At 47.6% G+C, this 25280-nt stretch carries 25 protein-coding genes; 18 read left to right on the forward strand and 7 right to left on the reverse strand.

The features are described from left to right. Nucleotides 1-66: 66 nt before the first annotated feature. The 7 genes from DV711_RS08165 to DV711_RS08195 all read right to left on the reverse strand — a co-directional run bounded on the left by DV711_RS08165 (nucleotide 67) and on the right by DV711_RS08195 (nucleotide 6428). Nucleotides 67-924 carry a D-amino acid aminotransferase gene (locus DV711_RS08165; protein WP_114695188.1) on the reverse strand — a complete coding sequence of 286 codons (858 nt, stop codon included), beginning with the start codon at nucleotides 922-924 and terminating at the stop codon, nucleotides 67-69. 154 nt (nucleotides 925-1078) lie between these two features. Continuing rightward, a complete protein-coding gene (locus tag DV711_RS08170) occupies nucleotides 1079-1951 on the reverse strand; it encodes a LysR family transcriptional regulator (RefSeq protein ID WP_114695189.1) in 873 nt (290 codons plus the stop codon). Nucleotides 1952-2122: 171 nt separating this feature from the next. Continuing rightward, nucleotides 2123-2980, reverse strand: a complete 858-nt coding sequence (locus DV711_RS08175) for a DUF4392 domain-containing protein (RefSeq protein ID WP_114695190.1) — start codon at nucleotides 2978-2980, stop codon at nucleotides 2123-2125. Nucleotides 2981-3029: 49 nt separating this feature from the next. After that, nucleotides 3030-4001, reverse strand: a complete 972-nt coding sequence (locus tag DV711_RS08180) for a 5-oxoprolinase subunit C family protein (RefSeq protein ID WP_114695191.1) — start codon at nucleotides 3999-4001, stop codon at nucleotides 3030-3032. Further along, nucleotides 3998-4720: a 5-oxoprolinase subunit PxpB gene (gene pxpB / locus DV711_RS08185; RefSeq protein ID WP_114695192.1), complete on the reverse strand. Its 723-nt coding sequence runs from the start codon at nucleotides 4718-4720 to the stop codon at nucleotides 3998-4000. The genes DV711_RS08180 and pxpB overlap by 4 nt, the downstream gene beginning before the upstream one ends. Before the next feature lie 15 nt (nucleotides 4721-4735). Beyond that, complete coding sequence (locus DV711_RS08190; RefSeq protein ID WP_114695193.1) at nucleotides 4736-5467, reverse strand: 5-oxoprolinase subunit PxpA; 732 nt, start codon at nucleotides 5465-5467, stop codon at nucleotides 4736-4738. Nucleotides 5468-5630: 163 nt separating this feature from the next. Continuing rightward, a complete protein-coding gene (locus tag DV711_RS08195) occupies nucleotides 5631-6428 on the reverse strand; it encodes a putative hydro-lyase (protein WP_114695194.1) in 798 nt (265 codons plus the stop codon). A gap of 358 nt (nucleotides 6429-6786) precedes the next feature. Here DV711_RS08195 and galE point away from each other — a divergent pair, with 358 nt between their 5' ends. The 18 genes from galE (at nucleotide 6787) to DV711_RS08280 (ending at nucleotide 25279) form a co-directional block, all read left to right on the forward strand. Next, nucleotides 6787-7800 carry a UDP-glucose 4-epimerase GalE gene (galE, locus tag DV711_RS08200; protein ID WP_114695195.1) on the forward strand — a complete coding sequence of 338 codons (1014 nt, stop codon included), beginning with the start codon at nucleotides 6787-6789 and terminating at the stop codon, nucleotides 7798-7800. A 109-nt stretch (nucleotides 7801-7909) separates the two neighbouring features. Beyond that, complete coding sequence (locus DV711_RS08205) at nucleotides 7910-8533, forward strand: L-threonylcarbamoyladenylate synthase (protein ID WP_114695196.1); 624 nt, start codon at nucleotides 7910-7912, stop codon at nucleotides 8531-8533. A 29-nt stretch (nucleotides 8534-8562) separates the two neighbouring features. After that, nucleotides 8563-9594: an LPS O-antigen chain length determinant protein WzzB gene (locus DV711_RS08210; protein WP_114695197.1), complete on the forward strand. Its 1032-nt coding sequence runs from the start codon at nucleotides 8563-8565 to the stop codon at nucleotides 9592-9594. A gap of 206 nt (nucleotides 9595-9800) precedes the next feature. Beyond that, on the forward strand, nucleotides 9801-10922 hold the full coding sequence (gene wecB / locus DV711_RS08215; RefSeq protein ID WP_114695198.1) for a non-hydrolyzing UDP-N-acetylglucosamine 2-epimerase: 1122 nt from the start codon (nucleotides 9801-9803) through the stop codon (nucleotides 10920-10922). 82 nt (nucleotides 10923-11004) lie between these two features. Continuing rightward, nucleotides 11005-12270, forward strand: a complete 1266-nt coding sequence (gene wecC / locus DV711_RS08220) for a UDP-N-acetyl-D-mannosamine dehydrogenase (protein ID WP_114695199.1) — start codon at nucleotides 11005-11007, stop codon at nucleotides 12268-12270. A 296-nt stretch (nucleotides 12271-12566) separates the two neighbouring features. Then, nucleotides 12567-12959: a hypothetical protein gene (locus DV711_RS08225; protein WP_133297419.1), complete on the forward strand. Its 393-nt coding sequence runs from the start codon at nucleotides 12567-12569 to the stop codon at nucleotides 12957-12959. 93 nt (nucleotides 12960-13052) lie between these two features. Beyond that, entirely contained in the window at nucleotides 13053-14066 is a 1014-nt protein-coding gene (gene pseB / locus DV711_RS08230) for a UDP-N-acetylglucosamine 4,6-dehydratase (inverting) (protein ID WP_114695201.1), read from the forward strand. Next, nucleotides 14063-15232 (forward strand): UDP-4-amino-4,6-dideoxy-N-acetyl-beta-L-altrosamine transaminase, encoded by a 1170-nt coding sequence (pseC, locus tag DV711_RS08235; RefSeq protein WP_114695202.1) that lies wholly within the window; start codon nucleotides 14063-14065, stop codon nucleotides 15230-15232. The genes pseB and pseC overlap by 4 nt, the downstream gene beginning before the upstream one ends. Continuing rightward, nucleotides 15229-15930: a pseudaminic acid cytidylyltransferase gene (pseF, locus tag DV711_RS08240; protein ID WP_114695203.1), complete on the forward strand. Its 702-nt coding sequence runs from the start codon at nucleotides 15229-15231 to the stop codon at nucleotides 15928-15930. The genes pseC and pseF overlap by 4 nt, the downstream gene beginning before the upstream one ends. Next, nucleotides 15927-17021, forward strand: a complete 1095-nt coding sequence (gene pseG, locus DV711_RS08245; RefSeq protein WP_114695204.1) for a UDP-2,4-diacetamido-2,4,6-trideoxy-beta-L-altropyranose hydrolase — start codon at nucleotides 15927-15929, stop codon at nucleotides 17019-17021. Before pseF ends, pseG begins: the two co-directional genes overlap by 4 nt. Next, nucleotides 17018-17665, forward strand: a complete 648-nt coding sequence (locus DV711_RS08250) for a formyltransferase family protein (RefSeq protein WP_114695205.1) — start codon at nucleotides 17018-17020, stop codon at nucleotides 17663-17665. The genes pseG and DV711_RS08250 overlap by 4 nt, the downstream gene beginning before the upstream one ends. Beyond that, a complete protein-coding gene (locus DV711_RS08255; RefSeq protein ID WP_207802580.1) occupies nucleotides 17655-18359 on the forward strand; it encodes a formyl transferase in 705 nt (234 codons plus the stop codon). The genes DV711_RS08250 and DV711_RS08255 overlap by 11 nt, the downstream gene beginning before the upstream one ends. Beyond that, nucleotides 18356-19405 carry a pseudaminic acid synthase gene (gene pseI / locus DV711_RS08260; RefSeq protein WP_114695206.1) on the forward strand — a complete coding sequence of 350 codons (1050 nt, stop codon included), beginning with the start codon at nucleotides 18356-18358 and terminating at the stop codon, nucleotides 19403-19405. Before DV711_RS08255 ends, pseI begins: the two co-directional genes overlap by 4 nt. Beyond that, nucleotides 19398-20069, forward strand: a complete 672-nt coding sequence (locus tag DV711_RS08265; RefSeq protein WP_114695207.1) for a PIG-L deacetylase family protein — start codon at nucleotides 19398-19400, stop codon at nucleotides 20067-20069. Before pseI ends, DV711_RS08265 begins: the two co-directional genes overlap by 8 nt. Then, a complete protein-coding gene (locus DV711_RS19310; RefSeq protein ID WP_133297420.1) occupies nucleotides 20066-21358 on the forward strand; it encodes a BFO_1060 family glycosyltransferase in 1293 nt (430 codons plus the stop codon). The genes DV711_RS08265 and DV711_RS19310 overlap by 4 nt, the downstream gene beginning before the upstream one ends. A gap of 22 nt (nucleotides 21359-21380) precedes the next feature. Continuing rightward, nucleotides 21381-22877, forward strand: coding sequence for an oligosaccharide flippase family protein (locus tag DV711_RS08270; protein ID WP_133297421.1), 1497 nt, complete (start codon nucleotides 21381-21383; stop codon nucleotides 22875-22877). 160 nt (nucleotides 22878-23037) lie between these two features. Further along, complete coding sequence (locus tag DV711_RS08275) at nucleotides 23038-24423, forward strand: hypothetical protein (RefSeq protein ID WP_114695209.1); 1386 nt, start codon at nucleotides 23038-23040, stop codon at nucleotides 24421-24423. Next, a complete protein-coding gene (locus DV711_RS08280) occupies nucleotides 24410-25279 on the forward strand; it encodes a nitroreductase family protein (protein ID WP_114695210.1) in 870 nt (289 codons plus the stop codon). The genes DV711_RS08275 and DV711_RS08280 overlap by 14 nt, the downstream gene beginning before the upstream one ends. The last annotated feature ends 1 nt before the right edge of the window (nucleotide 25280 follow it).

Here is a 25280-nt window from a genome sequence, read left to right on the forward strand (position 1 = left end):
CGGAAAGCGGGCGATATCGATAAAAAACCTCGCCGGAGCGAGGTTCTTTAGAAGGACGACGGGGTCTTAGTAGTCGAACTTGTTGGCAGCATAGAGCTTGGTTGCTGCTTCCCAAACTTCGCCTACTTTGCCGTCACCGACCGGCTGGCCGTCGATTTCGATAACCGGGGCCATCTCTTTGGAGGAGCTGGTGATCCAGACTTCGTCTGCGCTCAGCACTTCCTGCTTGCTGATGTCACGCTCTTCGACGGTGATGGAACCGTCTTTGCGCAGGATGCTCAGGATCAGCATGCGGGTGATGCCCGGCAGGATCTGGTTGTCCAGTTTCGGGGTAGCAACGACACCATCTTTGACAGTGAAGACGTTGCAGGCACCGGCTTCGGTCAGGTTGCCTTCGGCGTTGAACAGCAGGATTTCGTTGTTGCCAGCGGCGTAGCCTTCCTGGAAGTGTAGTACGTTACCCAGCAGGGCGGTGGACTTGATGTTGCAGCGCTTCCAGCGCAGATCTTCGCCGGTAGCGACTTTGTAAGCGCCGGCGGTGTTGCGGTCGGCCTGCTGCGGTAGCGGGATTTCGAAGGTCATGCAGAATACGGTCGGCTCAACACCTTCCGGGAACGCATGGAAGCGCTTGGTGTCGGCACCACGGCTGACATGCAGGTAGATACCCAGGTTGCCGCCACCGTTTTTGTCGACCAACGCATCGCACAGATCTTTCCACTGCTCGTGACCCCAGCCCAGCTGGATGTCCAGAGCGGCCAGGCCGTCGATCATACGATCGATGTGAGGGCCAAAACCAACCATCTTGCCTTCGTAGGAGGGGATTACCTCATAAATGCCGTCGCCAAACAGAAAACCACGGTCCAGCGGGGAGATCTTGGCCTCTTCAATAGGCAGGTAGGATCCGTTCAAGTAAACGATGCTCATGGTCATCACCTCCGATTTTTAGTTATGTTCGTTATAGGTCTAGGGCCGGTCATTTTATCAACAGGTTGAAATTGATATATCCCATAATTTCGAGAATTTTGGTTTTTATTTCTGAGTAAATGGTATTTTTTTGATAAATCCTGTTGTTTGGGTGCTAGTTGTTGGTGATCTCTCTGGCACAGTCTGCCAGTAAGCGAGGCAGCAGACGGTCGTCATTCAGGTGCCAGTTACAGCTGAATTCCAGTGCTGGAGGCTGGGAATCGATCTCGACCTGGCGTAGTCGACCCGCATCGATACCCCGTTGGACCAGGGGTTCGGGAAGAAGTGCAATGCCGACTCCCTGTTCGGCCAGCTCGAGCAGGCTGGCGACCGAACTACAGGTGTGAAGCTGGGGGCGTTGCTCGCCCAGCGGGGCAAACAGTTGCTGCAAGTACTGCCAGGGGCGGGTCTGGCGCGGAAAACTGAGTACCGGGTGGCTCCCCAAGGGCACGGAACTGTCGTCCGTACCCACTAGCGACGAAGCGGCAAACCAGCGCATTGGGTAGCGGCATAGCGGTTCGGAGATCAGCTGGTCGCAGCCCTCTTCGGCCACGGTCAGGGTCAGGTCCAGCTGATATTCGCGCAGCTGGCGGTTTAGCACGGCACTGACATCCACACTGATCTCGAACTCGACCAACGGGAAGCGTTCCCCCCATTGGCGCAGCAGTTGCGCCAGCCACAGGCTGGCCAGGGTGTCGCTGATACCGATCCGCAACACGCCCTGCTCCGGGGTGTCCTGGCGGAGCTGCTGTTTCATCTCCTGGCACAGGGCCAATAGCTTTTCGGCGTAGGGCAGGGTCTGGCGTCCCCGCGGGGTCAGTCGGGTGCCGCCTTTGTCGCGGTCGAACAGTTTGACGTCGAGTTCGTCTTCCAGCGCGTTGATTCGGGCCGAGACCGCCGGCTGGGAGGTGTTGAGCTGCTCGCTGGCAGCATGGAAGCTACCCAGGCGGGCGACTTTGACAAAGGTTTCAAGATTACGGATGCGCATGGGGGAAGATCTGATCAAACATTTTGATCATGATGGCCCAGAATCCGGAGGTAGAAAAGGGGAGTGCGAGAAACAAAGGGCGGAGAGAAAGAGAGAAGGAGAGCAGTGGCTAAGGTGACAGCCGCCGATAGATGTGTGATATCGGCGGCTGTGGGTGGGAAGGCTGTGCGGTTAGGCTATCCCGACCAGCTTGCGCAGCTGCAGCAGAACCGCTTCGCCTTCGTCCGGCGATAGGCCATCCTCGGTTAGCTCGTTCAACCGAGTGACGCCGTCGACACTGCCCAGTCGAGACAGGTAATCGAGGATTTTCAGTGGTTCGATCCGCGCCAGCAGATCTTCGTTACGCCACAATCCCAGCAGTGCGATCAGACCGTAGGCGCCCCAGTTGGAAACGTCGGCGATCAGCAGCTCGTCGCACTCGGTGGCAGCGGCGGTGATATCCAGATCACGCAGCGCTTCCTTGACGTTACCCATGCCGATTTCGTTGCCGCCGTCACCGATCGCGATGGTGGGGCAATCGCATTGCTTCACGAACGTATCGAAGCAGGCGGCCCGGGGGCTGATATCTTCGCCACGCATGTTGTAGTAATGGCCATCCTCAGCCTGACCGGGGCGTTCGATCGACAGCACCAGTGATGGCTTGAGCTGATCCAGCGCCTGCTGGGCTTCGATCTCACATTTACCCTGCGGACCGACTTTGATTTCGTGAACCCGGTAATCGGCGGACAGGGCGGCGGACATCGGCGGACCGCAGACGATAACCGGCTCGGCACCGAGGTATTCGAGGGCATCGTACAGGGCGATGGCACCGACCGGACCGTCGGTTTCGAAAGTATCGACCACCGGGAAACCGGTGCCGATCAGAACGGTACCCTTGATATCGCGCAGCATCTGGGCAGCGCGCAGGTAGTAGCCCGGATCCAATGCCGGCTGGATTTTCTTCATGCCGCGCAGGTTGCGGTCGACCAGGGCGTTTTCGATCTGTTGGCTCAGCTGCAGCTGGGCATCGTTGAGAGAGGCGGAATTCATGGCATTACCTTATTGTTATGTCTGCTCTTGGAGCGATCAATCTTGAAACTTATTGCGGGTCGCAGGGCTGAGCTTTGACCCGTTCAAAGTAGCTGGCGGCCAGACAGTGAATATTATGGGCGTCTTCCATCGTGATCGGTTCGAAAGACACCGTGGAGCCGGGCATCAGTTGCGCCAATGCCGCGGTATCCAGTGACAGCACCGAACCGATCTTGGGGTAACCCCCGATGGTCTGGCGGTCGTTCAACAGCACGATCGGTTGGCCGTCGGCCGGCACCTGGATGGCGCCGTGGCAGATACCTTCGGACAGGATGCCATCGATGCTGGGCTTGATTTCGGGGCCTTCGAGTCTGAAACCCATCCGGTCGCAGCGATCGGAGACTTTGTAGTCGTTGCTGAAGAAAATCCGCTGCTGCAGTCGGCTGAATGCATGCTGCTGGTAGCCGGGGATCACCCGCAGATTGGCATGCTTACCGTATTCGGGACGGTAGCTCTCCGGCAGTACCAGGCAGCCATCGCGTTTGGCCGGATTGGCCGGTAACAGCTCGCCTGCCTGGAGCTTGGTGCCATTGATTCCACCGATCCCCTCCCGGGTAACGGTGGCGCTGGAACCGAAGCTGGGTGCGATATCGAAGCCACCGGCTACTGCCAGATAGGCGCGGGCGCCGTCGCTGGCAAAGCCCAATTCGATCCGGTCGCCCGCCATAACCGGGTGGGAGCGCCAGAGCTCGCGCTCTTCGCCATTGATCTTCAATGGCATCGCCGCGCCGGCGACGCAAAGGCGGGTTTCGATCTGGGCTTCGAGCACCAGACCGCCGATGCTGACCTCCAGTGCACTGACGCCCGAGCTGTTGGTGCCAGAAGCATTACCGCAAAGACGGTTGGCCCAGTTAAATGCCAGCGGGTCGAGTGGACCGCCGGTGGTCAGGCCGATGCCGTGTTGGCCGAAACGGCCGGCATCCTGAATCAGCGTCAGGATGCCGGGCTGGATCACTTTGAAGCCGGTTGTTGTGGTGCTCATGTCAGGGGCCCTCCCAGCTGTTCAGAAGGATCAGGTTGCTCGGGCAGCTCGCCGCCAAGCTCGATAAATTGTTCACGGCTGATCGCTTCGAAACGGACGCGATCGCCGGCTTGAACCGGCATGGTCGGGTCGGCGTCGGGGTTGAACATCCGGGTCGGGCAGAGGCCGATCAGATTCCAGCCTCCGGGCGACTCCGCCGGGTAGACGGCGGTCTGGCGGTCGGCGATAGCAACGGCGCCACGGGGCACCTTCAACCGGGGGGTGGAGAGTCGCGGCGCAGCGATACGCGGATCGACCTCGCCCAGGTAGGCAAAACCGGGCGCAAAACCGATCGCATAGACCCGGTATTCCTGCTGCTGGTGGATCTCGATCACCTCGTCGACGCTGAGTCCGGCATTGTCGGCCAGCTGCTGCAGGTCCGGTCCGGATTCGGTGCTGTAGTAGGCCGGCAGGGTGACCAGGCGGCCTTCGGCACTATGAGCGTTGTCCAGACCGCTGAGGGACTGGCGCAGGTGGTTGCGGACATGGTGATGATCGGTCTTCATCAGATCGTAAATCACCAGCAGCGAGGCATAGGACGGCACCAGATCGACGATCAGCTCGTGCAGATCGCGACGGATAATCTCTACCGCCTGCTGCACCTTGGCCGATACCTCAGGGCTGGTCTGCTCACCGAAATAGATGATCAGCGCGTTTTCACCGGCAACGGAAATTTGCATATCGGGGCTCCGGGTTTAGCTGATCAGGGCGCGAATCTCGGCGATGGCCTGAACCCCCGCCATGTTGTCGCCGTGGACGCAGAGGCTGTCGACATCCAGCTTCAGGGTGTTGCCGCTGACGGTGGTGACGGTGCCGGTTGCTTTGAGTTGCTCGACCTGGGCCAGCATCTTCTCTTTGGTGTGTACGGCACCCGGCTTGGTCCGTGCCAGCAGCTTGCCGTCGTCGTCATAGCAGCGATCGGCGAAGGCTTCGAGCAGCAGGCTGATACCGGCCTGTTCGGCTTCGGCCTTGTGGGCGGCCGCATCGGGGGTGGATTGCAGCATCAGCGCCAGTGGTTTGTGGTAGTCGGCAATCGCCTGCATGATCACCTGGCGTAGCTCGGTGTTCTTCATCATGTCGTTGTAGAGCGCGCCGTGGGGTTTGACATAGTTAAGCTCCAGCCCTTGTGACTGGGCCATGCCATCGATGGCGGCGATCTGGTATTGCAGCAGCGCCGCGACTTCATCGGGCTGACAGTTCATGGTGCGACGGCCGAAACCGACCAGATCCGGATAACCCGGGTGGGCGCCGACAGTCACGTTGTTGGCTTTGGCCAGTGCCAGGGTCTTCTTCATCACCAGCGGATCGCCGGCGTGGAAACCACAGGCGATGTTGGCCTGATCGATATGGGGCATGACTTCAGCGTCCATCCCCATGGTCCAAGAGCCGAAGCTTTCGCCGAGATCGCAGTTCAGTTTGAGGCTCATCGTGTCACCTGTTGTTATTCGTTATCGAAATCTCATTAGTTTAGTAGTGAGTTAATTGTGCCGGGGTTAGGCAAAGATGAACGAAAAAGCGCAGTTTGCTGTCGTGCAAATGAGCATTTTGAGTGCATCTTTATCGACGCCCTGGTGCAATTAGCTTGCTACTTTATAGGACCGCCAGTTTGCTGTTGGGCACATCCGTCACCAGCATGCAGCCCGGGCTATGGGTGATGCAGAAAGGTGGTTTGGCTTGTTCCAGTGCCACCTGAGGTGTAACGCCGCAGGCCCAGAATACCGGCAGTTCATCGCTGTTGATGGTCACCGGGTCACCGAAATCGGTACGGTTGATATCTTCGATGCCGATCAGTGACGGATCACCCAGGTGGACCGGGGCACCGTGGACCGACGGGAAGCGGGTGCAGATCTGGACCGAGCGAATTGCATCGGCGGCCTTGAACGGGCGCATGCTGACGACCATCTGGCCGCTGAAGCTGCCAGCCGGCTTGCAGTCGATATTGGTACGGTACATCGGTACGTTGACGCCTTCGGTGACGTTGCGAACTTCCAGTCCATCGGCGATCAGGGCTTCTTCGAACGAGAACGAACAGCCGAGCACGAAGGTGACCAGATCATCCTGCCAGTAGTCAGAGATATCGGTGACCTCTTCGACCATTTCGCCGTTACGGAAGATCCGGTAGCTGGGCAGGTCACTACGGATATCCAGGTTCTCACCCAGATCAGGCAGCAGATATTTACCCGGACCCGAGGACATTCCTACCAGCGGGCAGGGCTTGGGGTTGCGCTGGCAGAACTGCAGGAACTCATTGGCCCAGTCTTTGGGCAGAATCACCAGGTTGCCCTGAACAAAGCCCTGACTGTAACCGGAAGTGTTGCCGGTATGCTCCCCGGCACGAATCCGTTGACGCAGGTTGTAGGGGGTGATGTCGGCAGGTGCGGTGGTCATAGGGGCCTCGCGAAATGTTGTTGGTTCGAGGGTTTATCGATTGAGCCTGTTTCGTGCTGGGGGCACGTTGGCCTATCAAATCATTCTGTGGTGATCTAGGGGGGGGTGTCCAATCGATATTCATTGCAGTCTCTGATAAATATTTTTTATCTGAGTTCGATAAAGCCGCCCTTTCTTGCCTGATATTGACGCAGCTCAGTCTAGACGGTTGGAGTGAGCAGCCTTAGTCGAAGTACAATGACGAGCTTAGTGTTGCTGGGGTGAGGAGACGCAGCGACTTCATCCGGTTTCGGCAGAATTATCGACACGGCCCCGTTGCCGGATAGTTAGCATAGTCAATAAAAGGGAGTTGGGAACCATGACCGTACTGGTAACAGGAGGCGCGGGCTATATCGGTAGCCATACCTGCGTGCAGTTGCTGGAAGCCGGCTATCAGATTCTGGTGCTCGATAACCTGAGTAACAGTAGTCAGGCGTCGTTGCGGCGGGTAGAACAGATCACCGGCCAAGCCGTGCCCTTTGTGCAGGGCGATATTCGCGATAGAGATTGTCTTGATCGGTTGTTTAAACAGCATTCGATTGAATCGGTGATTCATTTTGCCGGTTTGAAAGCGGTGGGGGAGTCTTGCCAACAACCACTGCGCTACTACCAGAATAATGTCGCCGGCACCCTGACGCTGTGCGAAGCGATGGCGGCGGCCGGGGTTAAAAGCCTGGTATTCAGTTCCTCGGCGACAGTTTACGGGGATCCGGCTTCGGTTCCGATTCGAGAAGACTTTCCAACGTCGGCGACCAATCCTTACGGTCAATCGAAATTGATGATCGAAGAGATGTTGGGTGACCTCTATAAAGCTGATCCTGAATGGCGAATCGCACGACTGCGTTATTTCAATCCGGTGGGTGCCCACGAGTCAGGGCTGATCGGTGAAGACCCCAACGGCATACCCAACAACCTGCTGCCCTACATTTCCCAGGTTGCTGTCGGTAAGTTGGAGCAGCTATCGGTATTCGGTGGCGACTATCCGACGCCGGACGGTACCGGGGTGCGTGATTATATTCATGTGGTCGACCTGGCCGACGGGCACCTCAAGGCGCTGAGTACGCTTCAGCTCAAAGGCGGACTCATTACTTGTAATCTGGGTACCGGGCAGGGATACAGTGTGTTGGAGATGGTGCGTGCCTTTGAACAGGCATCTGAACGGCCCGTTGCGTATCAGATTGTTGACCGACGACCGGGGGATATCGCCGAGTGTTATGCCGACCCGGCTTTTGCGGCCCAGATGCTCGGCTGGCAGGCCCAGCGGGGATTGCAGCAGATGATGGCCGATGCCTGGCGCTGGCAGTCAAGCAACCCTGACGGCTATGGCGTCTAGGAAAAATTCCTATTTTTAAGTGCGGTGTCACACTTTTCTTACAAGCTAAAGGCTGAACTGTATTATAGGGCGCCTCGAGTTCGGGCTGATAACGAAGCAGGTATTCAGATTGAGTCAGTTTTTTCAGATCCATCCGGAAAATCCGCAGCAACGACTGATTCGCCAAGCGGTTGAGATTATTCGCCAAGGTGGGGTGGTGGTTTACCCGACTGACTGTGCCTACGCAATAGGTTGTCACATAGGGGATAAGCGGGCGCTGGACCGGATCAAAGCGATCCGCCGTCTCGATGATAAACACAATTTTACCCTGGTCTGTCGTGATCTGTCGGAGCTGGCGACCTACGCCAAGGTCGACAACAGCGCTTACCGGCTGCTGAAACAGAATACTCCCGGTGCTTACACCTTTATTCTGAAAGCCACGCCGGAAGTTCCACGCCGTTTATTGCACCCCAAGCGCCGTCAGATTGGTCTGCGAGTTCCCGACAACGCCATCGCCTTGGCGCTGACCGAAGAACTGGGCGAGCCGATCATGAGCAGCTCACTGATCATGCCTGGCGACAAAGAACCTTTAACAGACCCATACGATATCCGTGATCTGTTGCAGAACCAGGTTGATCTGGTGATTGATGGTGGTTATTGCGGCATGGAAGCGACCACTGTGGTCAATATGGTCGATGATGAGTGGTTTGTATTCCGTGAAGGGGCGGGGGATGCAACCCCCTTTCAAAATTAATTCAGATTCCAGATAAGGCATAGATCAGAATGAGCGGACCGGAAGCCTCCCGTGAGAACGGAATGAGTCATCACAGGGATGATGAAATCGACCTTGCCGAACTCTTTACAAAGATTTGGAATCGCAAACTGTGGGTCCTCTTGACAACGGTAGTTGCTGTTGCTTTGGCACTGATTTTCCTTTTTTTTGCCAAGCCGGTCTATCAAGCCAAGGTACATCTGATGCCACCAAAAGCAGCGGATTTACAGTCCTTGAATGTCTCTGAACGCCGCTTAGAGCCTAGTGTGGTTTACGATCAAGTATTGAATGAGCTAGGTTCAAAGCAACAGCGCCGAATTTTCTTTGATCAGGAGAAGCAGGGCGGTCTGTTCAGTAATTCAAAAGCTGGTAAAGGGATAGATTTCCAGCAGTTTGATAGGGCTTTAAAAATACAAAAGCCAAGGAAAGGTAGTATTGTATTTACCAGTATCAGCTTGGATTCCTTTGATAAGCAAAGTGTTGCTCCTATGCTTAATGCTTTTGTTACTTATGTTCAAGAGAAGGTTGTGTCTGATCAAATTTCCAATTTACTTAGAACTCAGGACCAGCAGATAGAACTACTAGAGCAACAGATTGCTAGTAAGCGAAGCCTAGCCAAGCGGCGGCGTCAGGATCGAATAGCACAATTACGAGAAGCCTATGAAGTGGCAGATGCTATTGGAATGACCGCACCAGGAACTGCTGGTTTTAATTTAAAATCAACGATCAATATTGTTGATCATAGCAGTTTGTTTATGCGTGGTACCACAGTTCTTAGTGCTGAAATAATGCAATTGGAGAACCGTAAATCGGACGATCCTTTTATCGAAGGCTTACGAGACCTACAAGAGCAGGTTGCCGCTCTAAAAGCGATTAGTATCGATAGCCAGTCTATTCATCCTGTACAAATAGATGCTCAAGCCTTTGAACCTGAAAAGCCGATCAAACCTAAGAAACGGCTGATTGTAGCCATCTCTATTGTGTTGGGCGGCGTGCTTGGGCTGATTTTGGCGCTTGTGGTGCCTGCTAGAAAAGAAGCTTGAAATGCATCGCGCTGATATGAAGACTGAATACTTGACGGGGATATGGTCGACGAGAACGGAGTCCCTTGTCAGTAAAGGTCTTTAACTAATAGTAGCTCCTTGGACGAAGTCTCATTCGTAACAGCCTTTGTCTCAACACGTACGCGTTATTTGAGACGATGTGCTGATAATTATTAGTGTTTACAGAAATTATAGTAAGAATTTATATGCGAGTTTTAACTGTTTTTGGTACCCGGCCAGAAGCGATCAAGATGGCTCCGCTGGTCCACGCATTGGCAGTCGATGAACGTTTTGAGTCTCATGTTTGTGTCACCGCGCAGCACCGGGAGATGCTCGATCAGGTACTGGAGCTGTTTGAGATTCAACCCGAGTACGACCTGAATCTGATGCGCCCAGGGCAAGATCTGACCGATGTCACCTGCGGCATCCTACAGGGATTGAAACCGATACTGGAAGAGTTTAAGCCGGACTACGTGTTGGTTCATGGTGATACGGCAACCACTTTTGCCACTACGCTGGCGTCGTATTATCAGCGGATCAAGGTTGGGCATGTAGAGGCTGGACTGCGAACTGGTAACCTCTATTCACCCTGGCCGGAAGAAGCTAACCGGAAACTCACCGGCGCGTTGGCGGCCATTCACTTTGCACCCACGGATGGCTCACGCCAGAACCTGCTTAATGAAGGGGTAACGGATGAGTCGATTGTTGTCACCGGTAATACCGTGATCGATGCGTTGCTGCAGGTAAAAGAGAAGCTGAAATCCGATGAATCGTTGAATGCTTCACTGGTTGAACGCTTCCCATTCCTTGAAGCAGATAAACGCTTGGTGCTTATTACGGGCCATCGGCGTGAAAGTTTTGGTGGCGGCTTTGAGCGGATCTGTCAGGCAATTCGCTTATTGGCGGATGAATTTCAAAATGTTCAGTTTTGCTATCCGGTCCACCTCAATCCTAATGTTCAAGAACCGGTAAACAGACTGCTAAGTTCATCCGATAACGTTGTGTTGATTGAGCCGCAGGACTACTTGCCCTTTGTGTACTTGATGAACCACGCAAGCGTTATTCTGACGGACTCTGGCGGTATTCAAGAAGAAGCGCCGTCACTGGGCAAACCGGTGTTGGTGATGCGTGATACTACCGAACGACCTGAAGCCGTCGAGGCTGGGACGGTGAAGCTGGTGGGTACAGATGCCGATAAGATCGTTGCTGAAGTGGGGCAGTTGTTGACCGATCAAGAAGCCTATAACAGTATGAGCTTTGCCCATAATCCCTATGGCGATGGCAAGGCCTGCCAGCGCATTATTGATGGGTTGATTGCCAGCCAATAGCCCATTTTATTAAATGTAATCCCGTACTGATCCCCGCGCTCAAAGATCGGTCCGAATTGATAGAATTAGTAGGGAGTAATGAATGTCTTTTGAAACAATTTCAGTGGTTGGGTTGGGTTATATTGGATTGCCGACCGCCGCGATGTTCGCCTCGCGTAAAAAAAGCGTTATTGGCGTAGATGTAAATGAGTCGGCTGTGAGCACCATTAATCAGGGCAAGATTCATATCGTTGAGCCCGATCTGGATATGATTGTCCATGCGGCAGTGAACGAAGGCTATCTACGTGCAACGACAACACCAGAGCCGGCCGATGCGTTTCTAATTGCTGTTCCTACTCCATTCAAAGGCGATTATGAGCCCGATCTGCGTTACATCGAAGCGGCTGCTAAATCGATTGCTCCGGTACTGGCTAAGGGCAATTTGGTGATTTTGGAATCGACCTCACCGGTCGGTGCTACTGAACAGCTAGCCGAATGGCTGGCCGTGGCTCGTCCAGATCTGAGCTTTCCTCAGCAGGTAGGTGATAGTGCCGATGTGAATGTCGCACATTGCCCTGAACGGGTATTGCCGGGTCATGTTGTACGAGAGTTGGTCGAGAATGACCGGGTGATTGGTGGTATGACACCTCGATGCTCTGCGCAAAGTGTAGAGCTATACGAGACTTTTGTGACGGGTGAGTGTGTAATCACTAATGCCCGCACTGCGGAGATGGCTAAGCTGACCGAAAATGCGTCACGTGATGTCGGCATTGCTTTTGCCAACGAACTCTCAGTTATCTGCGATAAGCTGGATATCAATGTATGGGAGTTAATATCGCTGGCTAATCGCCATCCCCGTGTCAACATCTTGCAGCCGGGGCCGGGGGTTGGCGGGCACTGCATAGCCGTGGATCCGTGGTTTATTGTCAGCTCTGCACCTGAGGAGGCTCGCCTGATTCATACAGCGCGCACGATCAATGACAGTAAGCCTAGCTGGGTAGTAGAGAAGGTCAAAGCGGCTGTGGCTGATTGGTTGATCGCAAACCCAGAAAAAACCGTTAAAGATGTGACGGTCGCGTGCTTGGGCTTAGCGTTTAAAGCAGATATCGATGATCTTCGCGAGAGTCCCGCGATGGAAATCACCGAGCAGTTGGTGGAGCTCTTTCCACAATGCTGCCTAGCGGTCGAACCCAATATTGAACGGATACCCCATCAGATCGAGGGTGGGGCGCAGCTGTCAGGTCTTGATGATGCGATGCAACAGGCTGACATCATAGTCCTGTTGGTTGATCATAAAGAATTTAAACTCATTAGTAATGAATTGCTCAGCGATAAGCTCGTTATCGATACGCGGGGTATCTGGGTATGATGAAATTGCTAATTACTGGCGGCTTCGATTTGTCGGGATGGCGTCATTTTGGACGTTGAATTATTAATAGGATGTGTAACTAGGGAACCTACGAACAAGTCCTGTTTCATGAGCCATTTCACCGTTTATTTCGGAGTAACTGCTTAAGGCAGGCTATTTATGGCCGTTCGCTATCGTTTGCATGCCAATTTTCCAGCATGCAGGCGGGTAGTAAAGGTCAATAACTGGTCATTTAAGCAGCTATTGTGGCCTAACGGCAGTGAGGCTCTGAAGGCGGTACTTAATCGCAGTTACCTTTGCTGTTTGATGCTTTAGGTGATGGCTGCGTGATTGTCTGTGTCGGAGATTTGATGCTGTTGGATGGATGGGTTTTAGAATTTCTTAGTAAGCCGGGATACCTGGAATACCTGCCGATTTTTTGGTGGCTATTAGTTGTGCATGTGTTTCTAGTTATCTCTTATTTTCCGCACTACGGATTGTATGCCCTGAAATCAAGAACGCTGGTTTTTTTGGATTATGTGATTACTCTTGCCGTGTTTTTACTGGTCTTGTGGTTGCTTGATCTGAACACTGGATTAATGCAGGTCGCCATGGCTTTGGTATTGGCGTTTAGTACGTCATTATTGGTAAAACAAGTTGGTTTTATAAGACCTTATGGCCTGTTTTTTGAAACAGGCCATATATTTTGATTTTATTTTAAAATCCGGCAAAGATTTCTCTTTATTGGTAAGAGGTAGTTGGCGGATCTTTGTATCTTTTTTAAAGATAAAGGTAATTCAAGAATGCTCAATGACAAGACAGTTTTAATTACCGGAGGCACCGGTTCTTTTGGTAAACAGTTCGTCAAGACGATACTGGCTCGTTACCCAGATGTTAAGAAGATTATTATCTACTCGCGCGATGAGCTGAAGCAGTTTGAACTTAAACAAAGATACCCTGCTCATGAATACCCTCAGCTACGTTTCTTTATCGGCGATGTTCGTGATCGGGAGCGGATGATTCAAGCCTGTGAAGGCGTAGATGTGATTATTCATGCTGCGGCTATCAAACAGGTTGATACCGCAGAATACAACCCGACCGAGTGTATCCGTACTAATGTAGATGGTGCGGAGAATGTGATTCATGCAGCACTGCAATGCGGCGTTCATGATGTTGTTGCGCTGTCGACAGACAAGGCCTGTGCGCCGATCAACCTCTACGGTGCGACTAAGCTGGCTTCTGATAAGCTGTTTACTGCTGCAAACAATATCAAGGGCTCGAAGAATATTCGCTTTAGTGTCGTGCGTTACGGCAATGTGATGGGCTCACGCGGTTCGGTGATTCCCTTCTTCATCAGTCGCAGGCCTGAAGGGGTGCTGCCGATCACTCATGAAAAGATGACTCGCTTTAATATCTCGCTGCAGGACGGTGTCGATCTGGTAATGTTCGCGATTGAGCACCATCTGGGTGGTGAGATTTTCGTTCCCAAGATCCCTTCTTACAAAATTCTGGATGTCGCCAAGGCGGTTGCACCTGAGTGTGAACTGAAGGTTGTTGGTATTCGTCCGGGCGAGAAACTGCACGAGGAGATGATCACCGATACAGATTCGCTCAATACTATTGATCTGGGCCGTTATTACGCGATCCTGCCCTCGGTTTCATTCACCTACAGTGAAGACGAATATATCGATCACCATCAGGCTACCAAGGTTCCTTTCGGGTTCAAGTACAATTCGGGTACCAACACCGAGTGGGAGACGGTAGAGGGGCTGCGCGACCTGATCCGTGAGCATGTAGATCCAAATTTTGAAGTGTGAGTAGTTCAGTGATTCCCTACGGTAAGCAGGATATTTCTCAGGACGATATCGATGCGGTCGTTGCGGTGCTCAAGTCAGATTTCTTGACCCAGGGGCCTCAGGTGCCGGCCTTTGAAAAGGCTGTTGCCGATTATTGTGGCGCGAAGCATGCGCTTGCGGTTAACAGCGCAACCTCAGCGCTGCATATCGCCTGTTTGGCTCTAGGGCTAGGAGAGGGTGACTGGTTGTGGACTACGCCGATCACCTTTGTCGCCTCGGCCAACTGCGGCTTGTATTGCGGAGCGCAGGTCGACTTTATCGATATAAATCCACGCACATATAACCTTTGCGCAGATGCCCTTGAGCAAAAACTTATCGTCGCTCAAGCAAATGACTGCCAGCCTAAAGTGGTGGTTGCTGTACATCTGTGTGGACAGCCCTGCGAGATGGAGAAGATTCATCGGTTGTCACAGCGTTATGGGTTCCGGATTATCGAGGACGCCTCGCATGCGATCGGTGGGCGCTACCAAGACAAGCCGATCGGCAATGGCCGCTATTCCGATATCACCATCTTCAGTTTTCATCCGGTCAAGATCGTTACCACTGCCGAAGGCGGCATGGTAGTGACTAACGATAAGGCTCTGGCTGAGAAGATGGAACTGCTGCGCAGCCACGGAATCACTCGTGATCCTGCACTGATGACCCATAAACCTGATGGTGGCTGGTATTACCAGCAGGTCGAACTTGGTTTCAACTATCGGATGACCGAACTGCAGGCCGCGTTGGGTGTCAGTCAGATGCAGCGTTTGGATCAGTTTGTCGCCAAGCGTCACCAACTGGCTACACGCTATGATCAGCTGTTGTCCGAGCTGCCGGTCATCACCCCTTATCAACTTGCGAATGGTTACTCCGGGTTGCACCTGTATGTTGTCCGGCTGAAAACAGAGCAGTTGAAGCGTTCTCATCGTGAAATTTTTGACGAGCTTCGTGAGGCAGGGATTGGCGTAAACCTGCACTATATCCCTGTGCACACTCAGCCTTATTACAAGCAACTGGGCTTCAAACAAGGGGATTACCCGCAAGCCGAGAGCTATTATAGCGAGGCGATTAGCTTGCCGATGTTTCCGCTGCTCAGTGAAGCAGATCAGGACCGGGTGATTGAAGTGTTGACGAAGGTACTGCAATGAGAGTTGCTGTAATACCGGCACGCGGTGGCAGCAAACGCATTCCGCGCAAAAATATTAAAGAGTTTTGTGGCAAGCCGATGATCGCTTGGTCAATCGAGGCGGCTAAAGCCAGTGGCTGTTTTGACCGTATTATTGTTTCTACTGACGATGATGAAATAGCGGAAGTTGCCCAGGCTTGGGGTGCAGAGGTGCCTTTCGTTCGGCCAAAAGAGCTGTCGGACGATTTTACAGGAACGATTCCGGTCATTAAGCATGCCGTTGAGTGGCTGGATAGCCAGGGTTATAAGGCCGAAGACATTTGCTGTATCTATGCAACGGCTCCTTTTATTCGTTCTGAAGACTTATCTCGCGGTTTGGAGTCTTTGCAAAATGAATCTTGCGATTACGCATTTTCGGTAACCAGTTTTCCTTTCCCTATTCAGAGAGCGATAAAAATTGATGTTCAAGGGCGTGTAAGAATGTTTCAGCCTGAGCATTTTATGACCCGCTCTCAAGATCTTGAAGAAGCATACCATGACGCCGGGCAGTTTTATTGGGGAAGGCGTGAAGCCTGGTTGGGAGAGAAAACATTCTTCCAACCAGGAACCGTCCCAGTTCTGCTACCCCGTCATAGGGTTCAGGATATCGATACCTTAGAAGATTGGACATGCGCCGAGCTGCTATTTGAGCTGATAAAGAACCAAGAGGTCGAGCAGTGAAGGTAGTTGTGCGTGCCGATTCTGGCGTAGCTATGGGGGTCGGCCATGTCATGCGTTGCCTGACCTTGCTTGAGTATTTGCAGTCAAAGTGTATAAGCCTTGATGCGATTTTTGTGTGTCGAGATCACCGGGGTAACCTGATTGAGTTTATCAATAAGAAAGGCTACCGGGTTGTTACGCTGCCAGTTGATGATCAAGTATTGGATAACCAAGCATTGGAACAGCATGCGCGTTGGCTTGGTGGAACTCTATCAGAAGATAGTCATGCAACTCGAAGGACTATTCTGCAGCAGTGGCCTGAAGGGGCTGATTGGCTGATTGTGGATCATTACGGGACTGACGCTGAATGGCATCGTATTGTTCGCTCTAATACCAAGCAATTGATGGTAATCGATGATTTGGCTGATAGGCAGTATGACTGTGACTTGCTCCTCGATCAGACATTTGGAGAAACTGAGGCTAGATATAAGGGGCTAGTCCCAGAGGTGGCCAGAGTATTGGCTGGAGCTGGCTTTGCTTTATTAAGAGATGAGTTTGATCTTCATAAGCATGACTTTGAGCCCGCCACGAGCAGGCGTTGGCCTCCCAGAGATCTATTGGTTTCTTTGGGGGGAGGGGACCCAGATAACGTGACTGGTGAGGTGCTTGATGCACTAGTGAGCTGGCGATCAGAGTTAGGGAAGATAACGGTCATTGTCGGGCAGGCGAATCCCCATCTGAATAGCCTCAGAGCCAAAGCTTCTCTTTTACAAGCGCAGATCTTGGTTGGGGCAGAAAATATGGCCCAGCTGATGAGAGAACATGACTTGGCGATAGGAGCTGCGGGTGCTACTTCCTGGGAGCGCTGCGCAATGGGTTTGCCTACCGCTGCAGTAATTACCGCAGCCAATCAAAAAACGATTATTTCCCGTTTAAAGGCGACAGGAGCCATCGTTGAATTAATAAGGCCTATAAGTGACTCTTCGATGAAGGCGGAGCTGTTGCCTTGGATGACGGATCGAGAAGCCTATGAAGGTGCTGTATCAGCGGCTATTTCTATATGCGACGGGCGTGGAGCTCTCCGGACCTCTGAGGTAATGCTGACTCCATGAAGAAAGTTAACAAGGTTACGGTGCTGGTTGATAACGATTCCTGGATATTGCCCTTTGCAGAGAAACTGTGCAAGGAGCTTGATCAAAGAGGAATTAAGGCAGTATTTGCTTGTGAACAACAAGCCATCGTTGAAGGTGATATCTGTTTTATGCTGGGTTGTACCCGGATAGTCTCATCGGAAAACTTAGCCAAGAATACGCACAATTTGGTCGTCCATGAGAGCGACCTTCCACAGGGAAAAGGGTTCGCCCCGATGACTTGGCAAATCCTTGAGGGCAAGCATCAGATTCCGATATGCGTCATTGAGGCTACGGCTGAGGTAGATGCTGGACCTATATGGATCAAAGGCGAGATCTCACTCGAAGGGTGGGAGCTTTGTGCTGATTGGCGAGCGGCACAAGGTGATAAGACCGTTTCTCTCTGCATTGACTGTATTGACCTTTTTGAAGATATATCCCCTAAGCCACAGCATGGAACCGAAAGTTTCTATGCCCGTCGCTCCAGCACTGATAGCGAACTGGATCCTAACAAAACCATTGTAGAGCAATTTGATTTGCTGAGGGTTGTAGACAACGAACGTTACCCTGCATTTTTTACCCATAGGGGGCGGAAGTACCGGCTAAAAATTTATCATGATGAATAAGCCTCAAGCGCAAACCAAGTATGTGGTTGCGACTATAAAAAGTTGGAATCACCAAGCATTTGATTCTTTTATTCAAGAGTTGCCTGGTGAATGGATGCTGTTAAAGACTCGTGAAGAGCTGAACCTTGAACGTCTGGAAGAGATCAACCCCAGATATATTTTCTTTCCACATTGGAGCTGGATTGTTCCTGAAGCAATTCTGAATCGGTTTGAATGTGTTTGTTTTCATATGACAGATGTTCCTTATGGAAGAGGGGGGAGCCCGTTACAAAACCTGATAGCCAGAGGTCACACTTCCACTCAGTTGACCGCGCTTAGAATGGTCAATGAACTTGATGCCGGGCCCGTCTACGGAAAGATACCCTTTAGTTTGGAGGGGAGAGCAGAAGAGATCTTTAAGCGGGTTGCAACGCTTTGTTACGACCATATACGCAACATAGTAGAGCAAGAGCCGCAGCCGGTTCCCCAGTCTGGAGAGCCAGTTTGTTTTCCTCGCCGTACTCCTGATCTATCTGTGCTGCCTGAGCATGGGGAAGTCGAGGCTATCTATGATCACATTCGGATGTTAGATGCAGAGGGCTATCCCAAAGCTTTTCTGGATCATGGAGATTTTCAGCTCCAATTTAGTCATGCTGAGCTGGAAGATGGGGTTTTGAGTGCTCAGGTAACTATAACTAGGAAATTGAAACAATGAAGGATATTTCAATCGATGGCCGAAAGATTGGTCATCAACACAAGCCCTACATTATTGCTGAGCTTTCGGCCAATCATAATGGGTCTTTAGAACGGGCTTTGGAAACCATCGAGATGGCGGCAAAGTCGGGAGCAGATGCTATCAAGCTTCAGACCTATACCGCTGATACGATGACCATAGATTGTGATCGTGAAGATTTTCAGATCGAAGGTGGCCTTTGGGATGGCTACAAACTCTACGATCTGTATCAGTGGGCGCACACCCCATTTGAATGGCATGAGGCGATGTTTCAAAAAGCCAAGGAGTTAGGCATAACGGTATTTTCTACTCCTTTTGATGAGAGTGCAGTAGACCTTTTGGAGTCTTTAGATGCACCCGCTTATAAAATTGCCTCATTTGAAGCGACTGATCTGCCACTCATTAAGCGAGTAGCTCAGACGGGTAAGCCGATGATTATCTCTACCGGTATGGCGGATCTCGATGAGATTACTGATGCCGTAGAGGCTGCTCGTGAAGGTGGCTGTAAAGAGCTGGTATTACTTCATTGCATTAGCGGTTACCCGTCGCCTGTTGATCAAGCGAACCTTTCGACCATTGCCGATATCGAACAGCGGTTTGATTGTGTTGTCGGGCTGTCAGACCACACCTTGGGCACAGCCGTTTCGGTCACATCGATCCCGATGGGAGCCTGTTTGATTGAGAAACACGTTACCTTAAGCCGAGAAGATAAAGGGCCTGACAGCGAGTTTTCCTTAGAGCCCGATGAGTTGACTAGTCTTTGTCAGCAAACCGAAGCCGCATGGCAGGCAATCGGTAAAGCAGGGTATGAGCGCAAGCCAGTGGAGCATGCCAGCCTTAAATTCCGCCGATCTCTTTATTTCATTACAGATATGAAAGCTGGAGACATCATTACTCCGGAGAATATTCGCCGTATTAGACCTGGATATGGTTTGGCACCGAAGTTTTACGATCAACTGATTGGCAAGCGAATTACTGCGGATGTGGTACGTGGAACAGCCACTTCTTGGGAGCTGATTGATGACTAAGAGGGTATTAGTAGTTGCAGCCCATGCGGATGATGAGACATTAGGGTGTGGTGGTACTATCGCCATGCATGTTTCACAAGGAGACTCTGTTACAGTAATGTTTATGACTGATGGTGTCTCTTCACGAAACAATAATTCTGACGATTCTTCACGAAGGAAAACAGCATCTAATCAAGCAATGACTGCATTAGGTGTTAGCGATGTCCGTCAATTAAATTTTCCTGATAATAAAATGGATAGTGTTCCGTTACTTGATGTTGTAAAACATATTGAAATAGTAATAGATGATATAAAGCCTGAAATTGTCTACACGCACTTTGCCTTAGATTTGAATGTAGATCACCGCGTTACACATTCGGCAGTCATGACCGCTTGCCGACCATTATCATGGTCAAGTATCAAAAAAATATTGTCTTTTGAAGTCCTGTCCAGTACCGAGTGGAATTCATCTAGTATTGAACAATTCTTCCCTAATTATATTGTCGACATTTCTGATTTTTGGAATAAAAAATTAGCAGCTTTAAAATGTTATGATGATGAGATGAGAAAATTTCCCCATAGCCGTAGTTATAAGTGTGTAGAAGCGTTAGCTATATTACGAGGTGCTTCGCATGGGTTTAATAAAGCAGAAGCCTTTACAGTTGAAAGAATTTTAGCTGAATGAAAAATATTGATGTCCTAAACCTGGAGTGGCCGAATAATGAGCGTGATGCTCATGCTGTTGCTCCGGTTATCCTAGAACTTCGTAAAAGAAACATTGTTTGTGTTACAGGTGATATTTTTTCATATATATATTATTTGATGAAATATAGACCTAAGGTTTTGCTATTAAGTAATTTCCAAGGTGCTTTAATAAATCATAATTTATGTAAGCTAGCTAACTTCCTAAATATAAAAATTGTTACTTTGATAGCAGAAGGAAATACTAGAGAAACAGCAATAGAAGAAATGACTTGGGGGAATAATAAAGAAAAATTTCTTTATATTGAAAAAATGCTTTTATGGAGTTATCGCTCAGAATCGCTTATGCATAAATATTACCCTCAATTGCAGGGGAGAACATCAGTAGTTGGCGGTGTTGCTTTTGATCGATATAAGCGTTTACGTTTTTTAGATAAAAAAACTTTTTTAAGTAAAGTTGGTCATGGGGTTGATTATAGAAAAATCATTGGATTGGCTGGATGGGGTTTTGATCGTGTCCATGATACTGATTTTTTCTTTAAAAATGAGAAATCAATACTAGCAAATTTTAAAAAAGGCCAAAAGGAACTCCATCAAAATGATTTTATTTTGCTTCAAAAAGTGATATATGAGGCTATTTCCAATAATCCGGATGTGCTTTTTATTTTACGGCCGCATCCAGGACTAACTGATTATTTCTATGATGAATTTAAACAATCAATTAATTTATCCAATGTATATTATTCAAAACCTAGGGAATGTCCATACTCTGTTAGTGATTTAATATCAGTTTCTGACCTTTGGGGGGGGTATGAAACAACTACTTGTCTGGAGGCCTGGCTGTTAGGCAAAGAAACATTTTTAATTAATCCTAGTGGAGGTGATTTTAATCGAGATATTACAGCCAGGGGAAGCTATCAAATATCTGATTTTAGTTCATTGAATATGGTTGTAAACAGTACAGAAGAAATTATCAATGTTATTAATGAATCAAATAATGTAACTTCACAACGTAAAAATATTATTTCAGGGGTTATCGGATTTGATGATGGGAAAAACTATTTACGAGCCGTAAGTGAAATTAGACCTGTAATAAAAACATCATCCTCTCCAAACTATAGCAATATGTCAATTTTAAAATTCGTCGGAGTAACTGAAATAATTCGTAGTGCTCTTAGAAATATTAATCTGCTTAGTAAGATTAGAGGGATAAGGTTGACAGATCAATATCAAATAGAGAGGATTATTACAGCATATAAAAATGCCAAATAAATATATAAAATAATAATTGTATATGACTGATAAAATAAAAGTACATGCTGGCAGGCATTTCCAGAAGTACCTTAAAAATACTCCTTGGTATCTATTAAGTAGTCTTACCACCAAAGCAATGGGGTTTATTCTCCTCCCAATATTCACGGCCTATTTGTCAGTAGAGGAGTTTGGAACACTTTCAACATTAGAGTCTCTAGGACGAATCCTTCCTATATTTATATCTATATATCTAGATTCAGCTTTTAATAGATTTTATTATACAGAAAGGAATATATCTGAGAATAAAGTAAGATCTTTATTCAGTTCTCATTTTTGGTTTATATCATTTTGGGGCATCGCTGTATGTCTGCTTACATTAGCTTTATTTCCTTATCTTACTAGTGACCTACCAAGTGTGACGTTAGCTACATTTTCTGTAGTTGTTTTTACACAACTTCTAAATCAACTAGCGATAATGGTTACGTTAATTTGGAGTGCTAACTTACTAGCGAAAAGACTAGCGATCTTTCAAATATTAATGTCGCTTATAGCGCTTTTCATAACAATATATCTATTAGTCGTTGAGCATTATGGTTGGGAAGCAAGAATATATGCACTTGGAGGTATGGCTCTTTTTCAGTTTTTGGTTTTGTTATATTTTGCAATAAAAAATAAATGGTTATCATTTCACATTGATTTCACAATCTTATCAAGGAGTTTGAAGTTTTCCTTACCTTTAGTGCCTAATATAGCAGCAGGTTGGATTGCTATGTTTTCTGATAGGATTATATTAGCGCATTTTGGAAAACTGGGAGAGGTTGGTGTCTATTCTATTGCTGCTCAAGTTGCAATGTTAATGTATGTTGTTAATGATGCAATAACCAAGGTACAAGGGCCGATCGCAATGTCTGGGTTGGTTGATGATAAAACTGAAGCAAAGAAAAACATGTCAAATTTTGTTATTGCTTATTTGGCATTTTGCATAGCCTTCTATTTGTCTTTAGTGTTGTTTTCTAAAGAGCTGTTGTTTTATTTTACTACTGTTGATTATTTTGAAGCATATTTGTTAGTTCCAATTTTAGGTGCCGTTTATATTTTTAGTGGTATATATAGAGTATTTACTAATATTGTCTCTTTTCATAACAAAACGTGGATAATAAGTGTCGCTGCCTTCATTCAAGCTATTGTTAATGTGGCGTTTAATTTTATATTTATTCCTGATTTTGGTATGTATGCTGCAGCATACAGTACGCTGTTTAGTATGATAGCCTATACGGCGTTCATATTTTATTCGTCACAAAAGCTAGATAAGATTTCGCTAGATTATAAAGGGATATTTGAATTAATTGTGCTTGCTTTTGTGTTTTTGTTGTTAATAAAATTATTAGAAAATACATTTGAAGTTGGTACTTTGCTTTTGTCTATAAAGGTTATAGCTCTTTCTTTGATTCTTATTTGTACAATGTCGCTTTCGGTAAGTAGTAGCTTTAAAAAAGATCTTACTCATCGATTCAGAAATAGGTCGAAAAAAAGCTAATAATAATCAGCAATAAATAATTTGTGGATTCACACTAATGGCCTTCTATTTTTGTTTCATATCTTAGAGATCCGCTTTGTTCTTGTTGCTTTATTTTTCTACAGTCGCATTAATTATTTTTTGAAATTTAAGATTGTTTTTTAAAAGTTAAGGGGGGCTAATGCTAAATGTCGATGCTATATATGAGAATTTAAATTCAAGCATTGACTCTATAAAGGGAGATGGTTTAGATCATCAATATCACTATGGTTGTCTTTTATTAAGTGCAGTTCTGCTTAATAAGCCGATTGAAAAGTGGCTTTTTTTGATTGATCAGCAGGTAAATTCGCTAGTTAAATATGGAACTTCTGATTTTGTAATAGAGTCTTTAACGATCGCTTATGAATATAAAAAAGAAACTCGAATATTAAAGCTTATAGATAGAATACAGGGTAGTTGTTCTTATAAGTTACCTAAATATGCAGCTATGGATTATAAATATCTGTATTTTATTAACAATGGTCAATTTGACAATATAAACAAAGAAGTATTCTATGATAAAAAATCAGGCCTGGTTTTTGACTCAGTCGGAATAAATGGTTTAGGGGTGCCTGATTTAGTATATCATTGCCGAAATATAGAGATTTTGATAAAAGCTGATATTCCCGAGCTTAAGGATATTATTAACCGAGGAGTTTCCTTCATATTGTCAATTATTTCTGAGGGAAGTGGAGGGTTATTCTTTGGCCGTTCTCAAAATTCAGCCTACGGGTATGCAAGTTTATACTATATACTTTGCACACTTGAAGTTAATGATGAAGTATTAAAGAAAAAAATTGAGTTGCATAAAGACGATATTGAAAGAATATTGACGAATTATATAATTACCGGCGATTGTGTAGGGCTTAACATAGCCGCCAGTAATGGACGCGTTGCTTGCGATAGTTATATGTATCAGCATGTGTATGCTAGTTTCTTTCTCTCTAGATATTTATTGGTCGAAAAAGGTCATTTTAAACCTTTCCTGTTTAAATACGTGGATATAAATTTTGAGAATTACTTCCAATTTGAAGCAATATCAAATGATGCTAAGTTAGTTAAGTTGACCAATTCTATACCTTATCAATCAAAAATATATCCGAATGATCATCGGTATAAAATTAAGTTGCAGGCCATGATAACGCCTGAGCGTGAGATATCATTTGTGCCTTACTTTAGTAATGCAATAACGCCATTTGATAGCCCTTTTCAAAAGATTAAAAATAAAATATTTCATAAGATATTTTCATTTCTTTACTCTAAATTTGGATATCTATATGGCTTATTTGGCAAGCGCTATAGCATTAATGTTGGTGATGATCCTTCGTGTTCCTTTTTTATTAATGAACATAAGATTTATTTAAGGCCATATGTGGGGAGTAGTAGGTTTTTTGGTTTTATACCTGTTAAGCTCACTGATTTAATTGGTGATAATATGGCTGTACTCTGTAAGTTTAGAGTTCCAACTTCAACAGGCCTTGAGTTATATGCGGTTGTGATGATATGGAGATGTAATGAAATTAGTTAAATCATTAAGAGGTGTTTTTTCCTCAATTAAAAATAGTTTACAGTTTTGTACTCTAAATCCGATTGTATTTAAGATTAACTCTATTTTTATGTTGTCTAAACAATCTGATGACTATGTGATTGTTCGTTTGAAGCATGAAGCACATCTTTTAGAAAAATGTATAAAAAATGATTTTTCAGATCGAGGTACAGAAAGGTGCAATGTTGTAATAAGTCTGATTAAAGAATTAAGAGATAGAAATTCAACTGAAGAAAATATATTAATTTGGGCTGAATCTGTTTTAGATAATTATAATCAGTGGCTGGCTGATGAAGCAAAGCAGGTCAAGTTCTTAACAGCTGCTGCTGATCCTGGTGAATCTATTTTTGATATTAAATCAGTTCGATTTTTTAAACCAGAAATACCTCCTTTAGAAATGATAGAAAGTTGCATTAACGTTGCCCAAAAAGCTCCCGCGTCTTGTAATCGACAAGCCTTTAAGGTCGGGATTCTTCAGAACGACAAAGAGTATGATGTTGGGCAAGCAAATAATGCAAGTTTGTTTGAGAAATCCCCTTACCGTATCTTTATATTTTCAAATAGATCGAATTACAGCGAAAAGTTTGCAGATAGTATCGATGTAGGCATGTTCGCTCAAAATTTTATTTTAAAAGCGAATGAAATAGGGCTGTCTAGTTGCTGTTGTTATGCGTCAGAACATATTGATTCATCACAAAAGTATTATAGAGAGCTCTTTAATTTTGGTCGTGAATATTATTGTTTTTTAAGTATTGTTGTTGGCTACCCTTTAGAGGATGCGATGAAACCGCCACGGCGTGAATTAAAAAATATTGTAAGTTTGGTTAAGAGAAGTTGAT

The organism is Motiliproteus coralliicola, assembly GCF_003345655.1.
GTDB classification, from domain to species: Bacteria; Pseudomonadota; Gammaproteobacteria; order Pseudomonadales; family Balneatricaceae; genus Motiliproteus; species Motiliproteus coralliicola.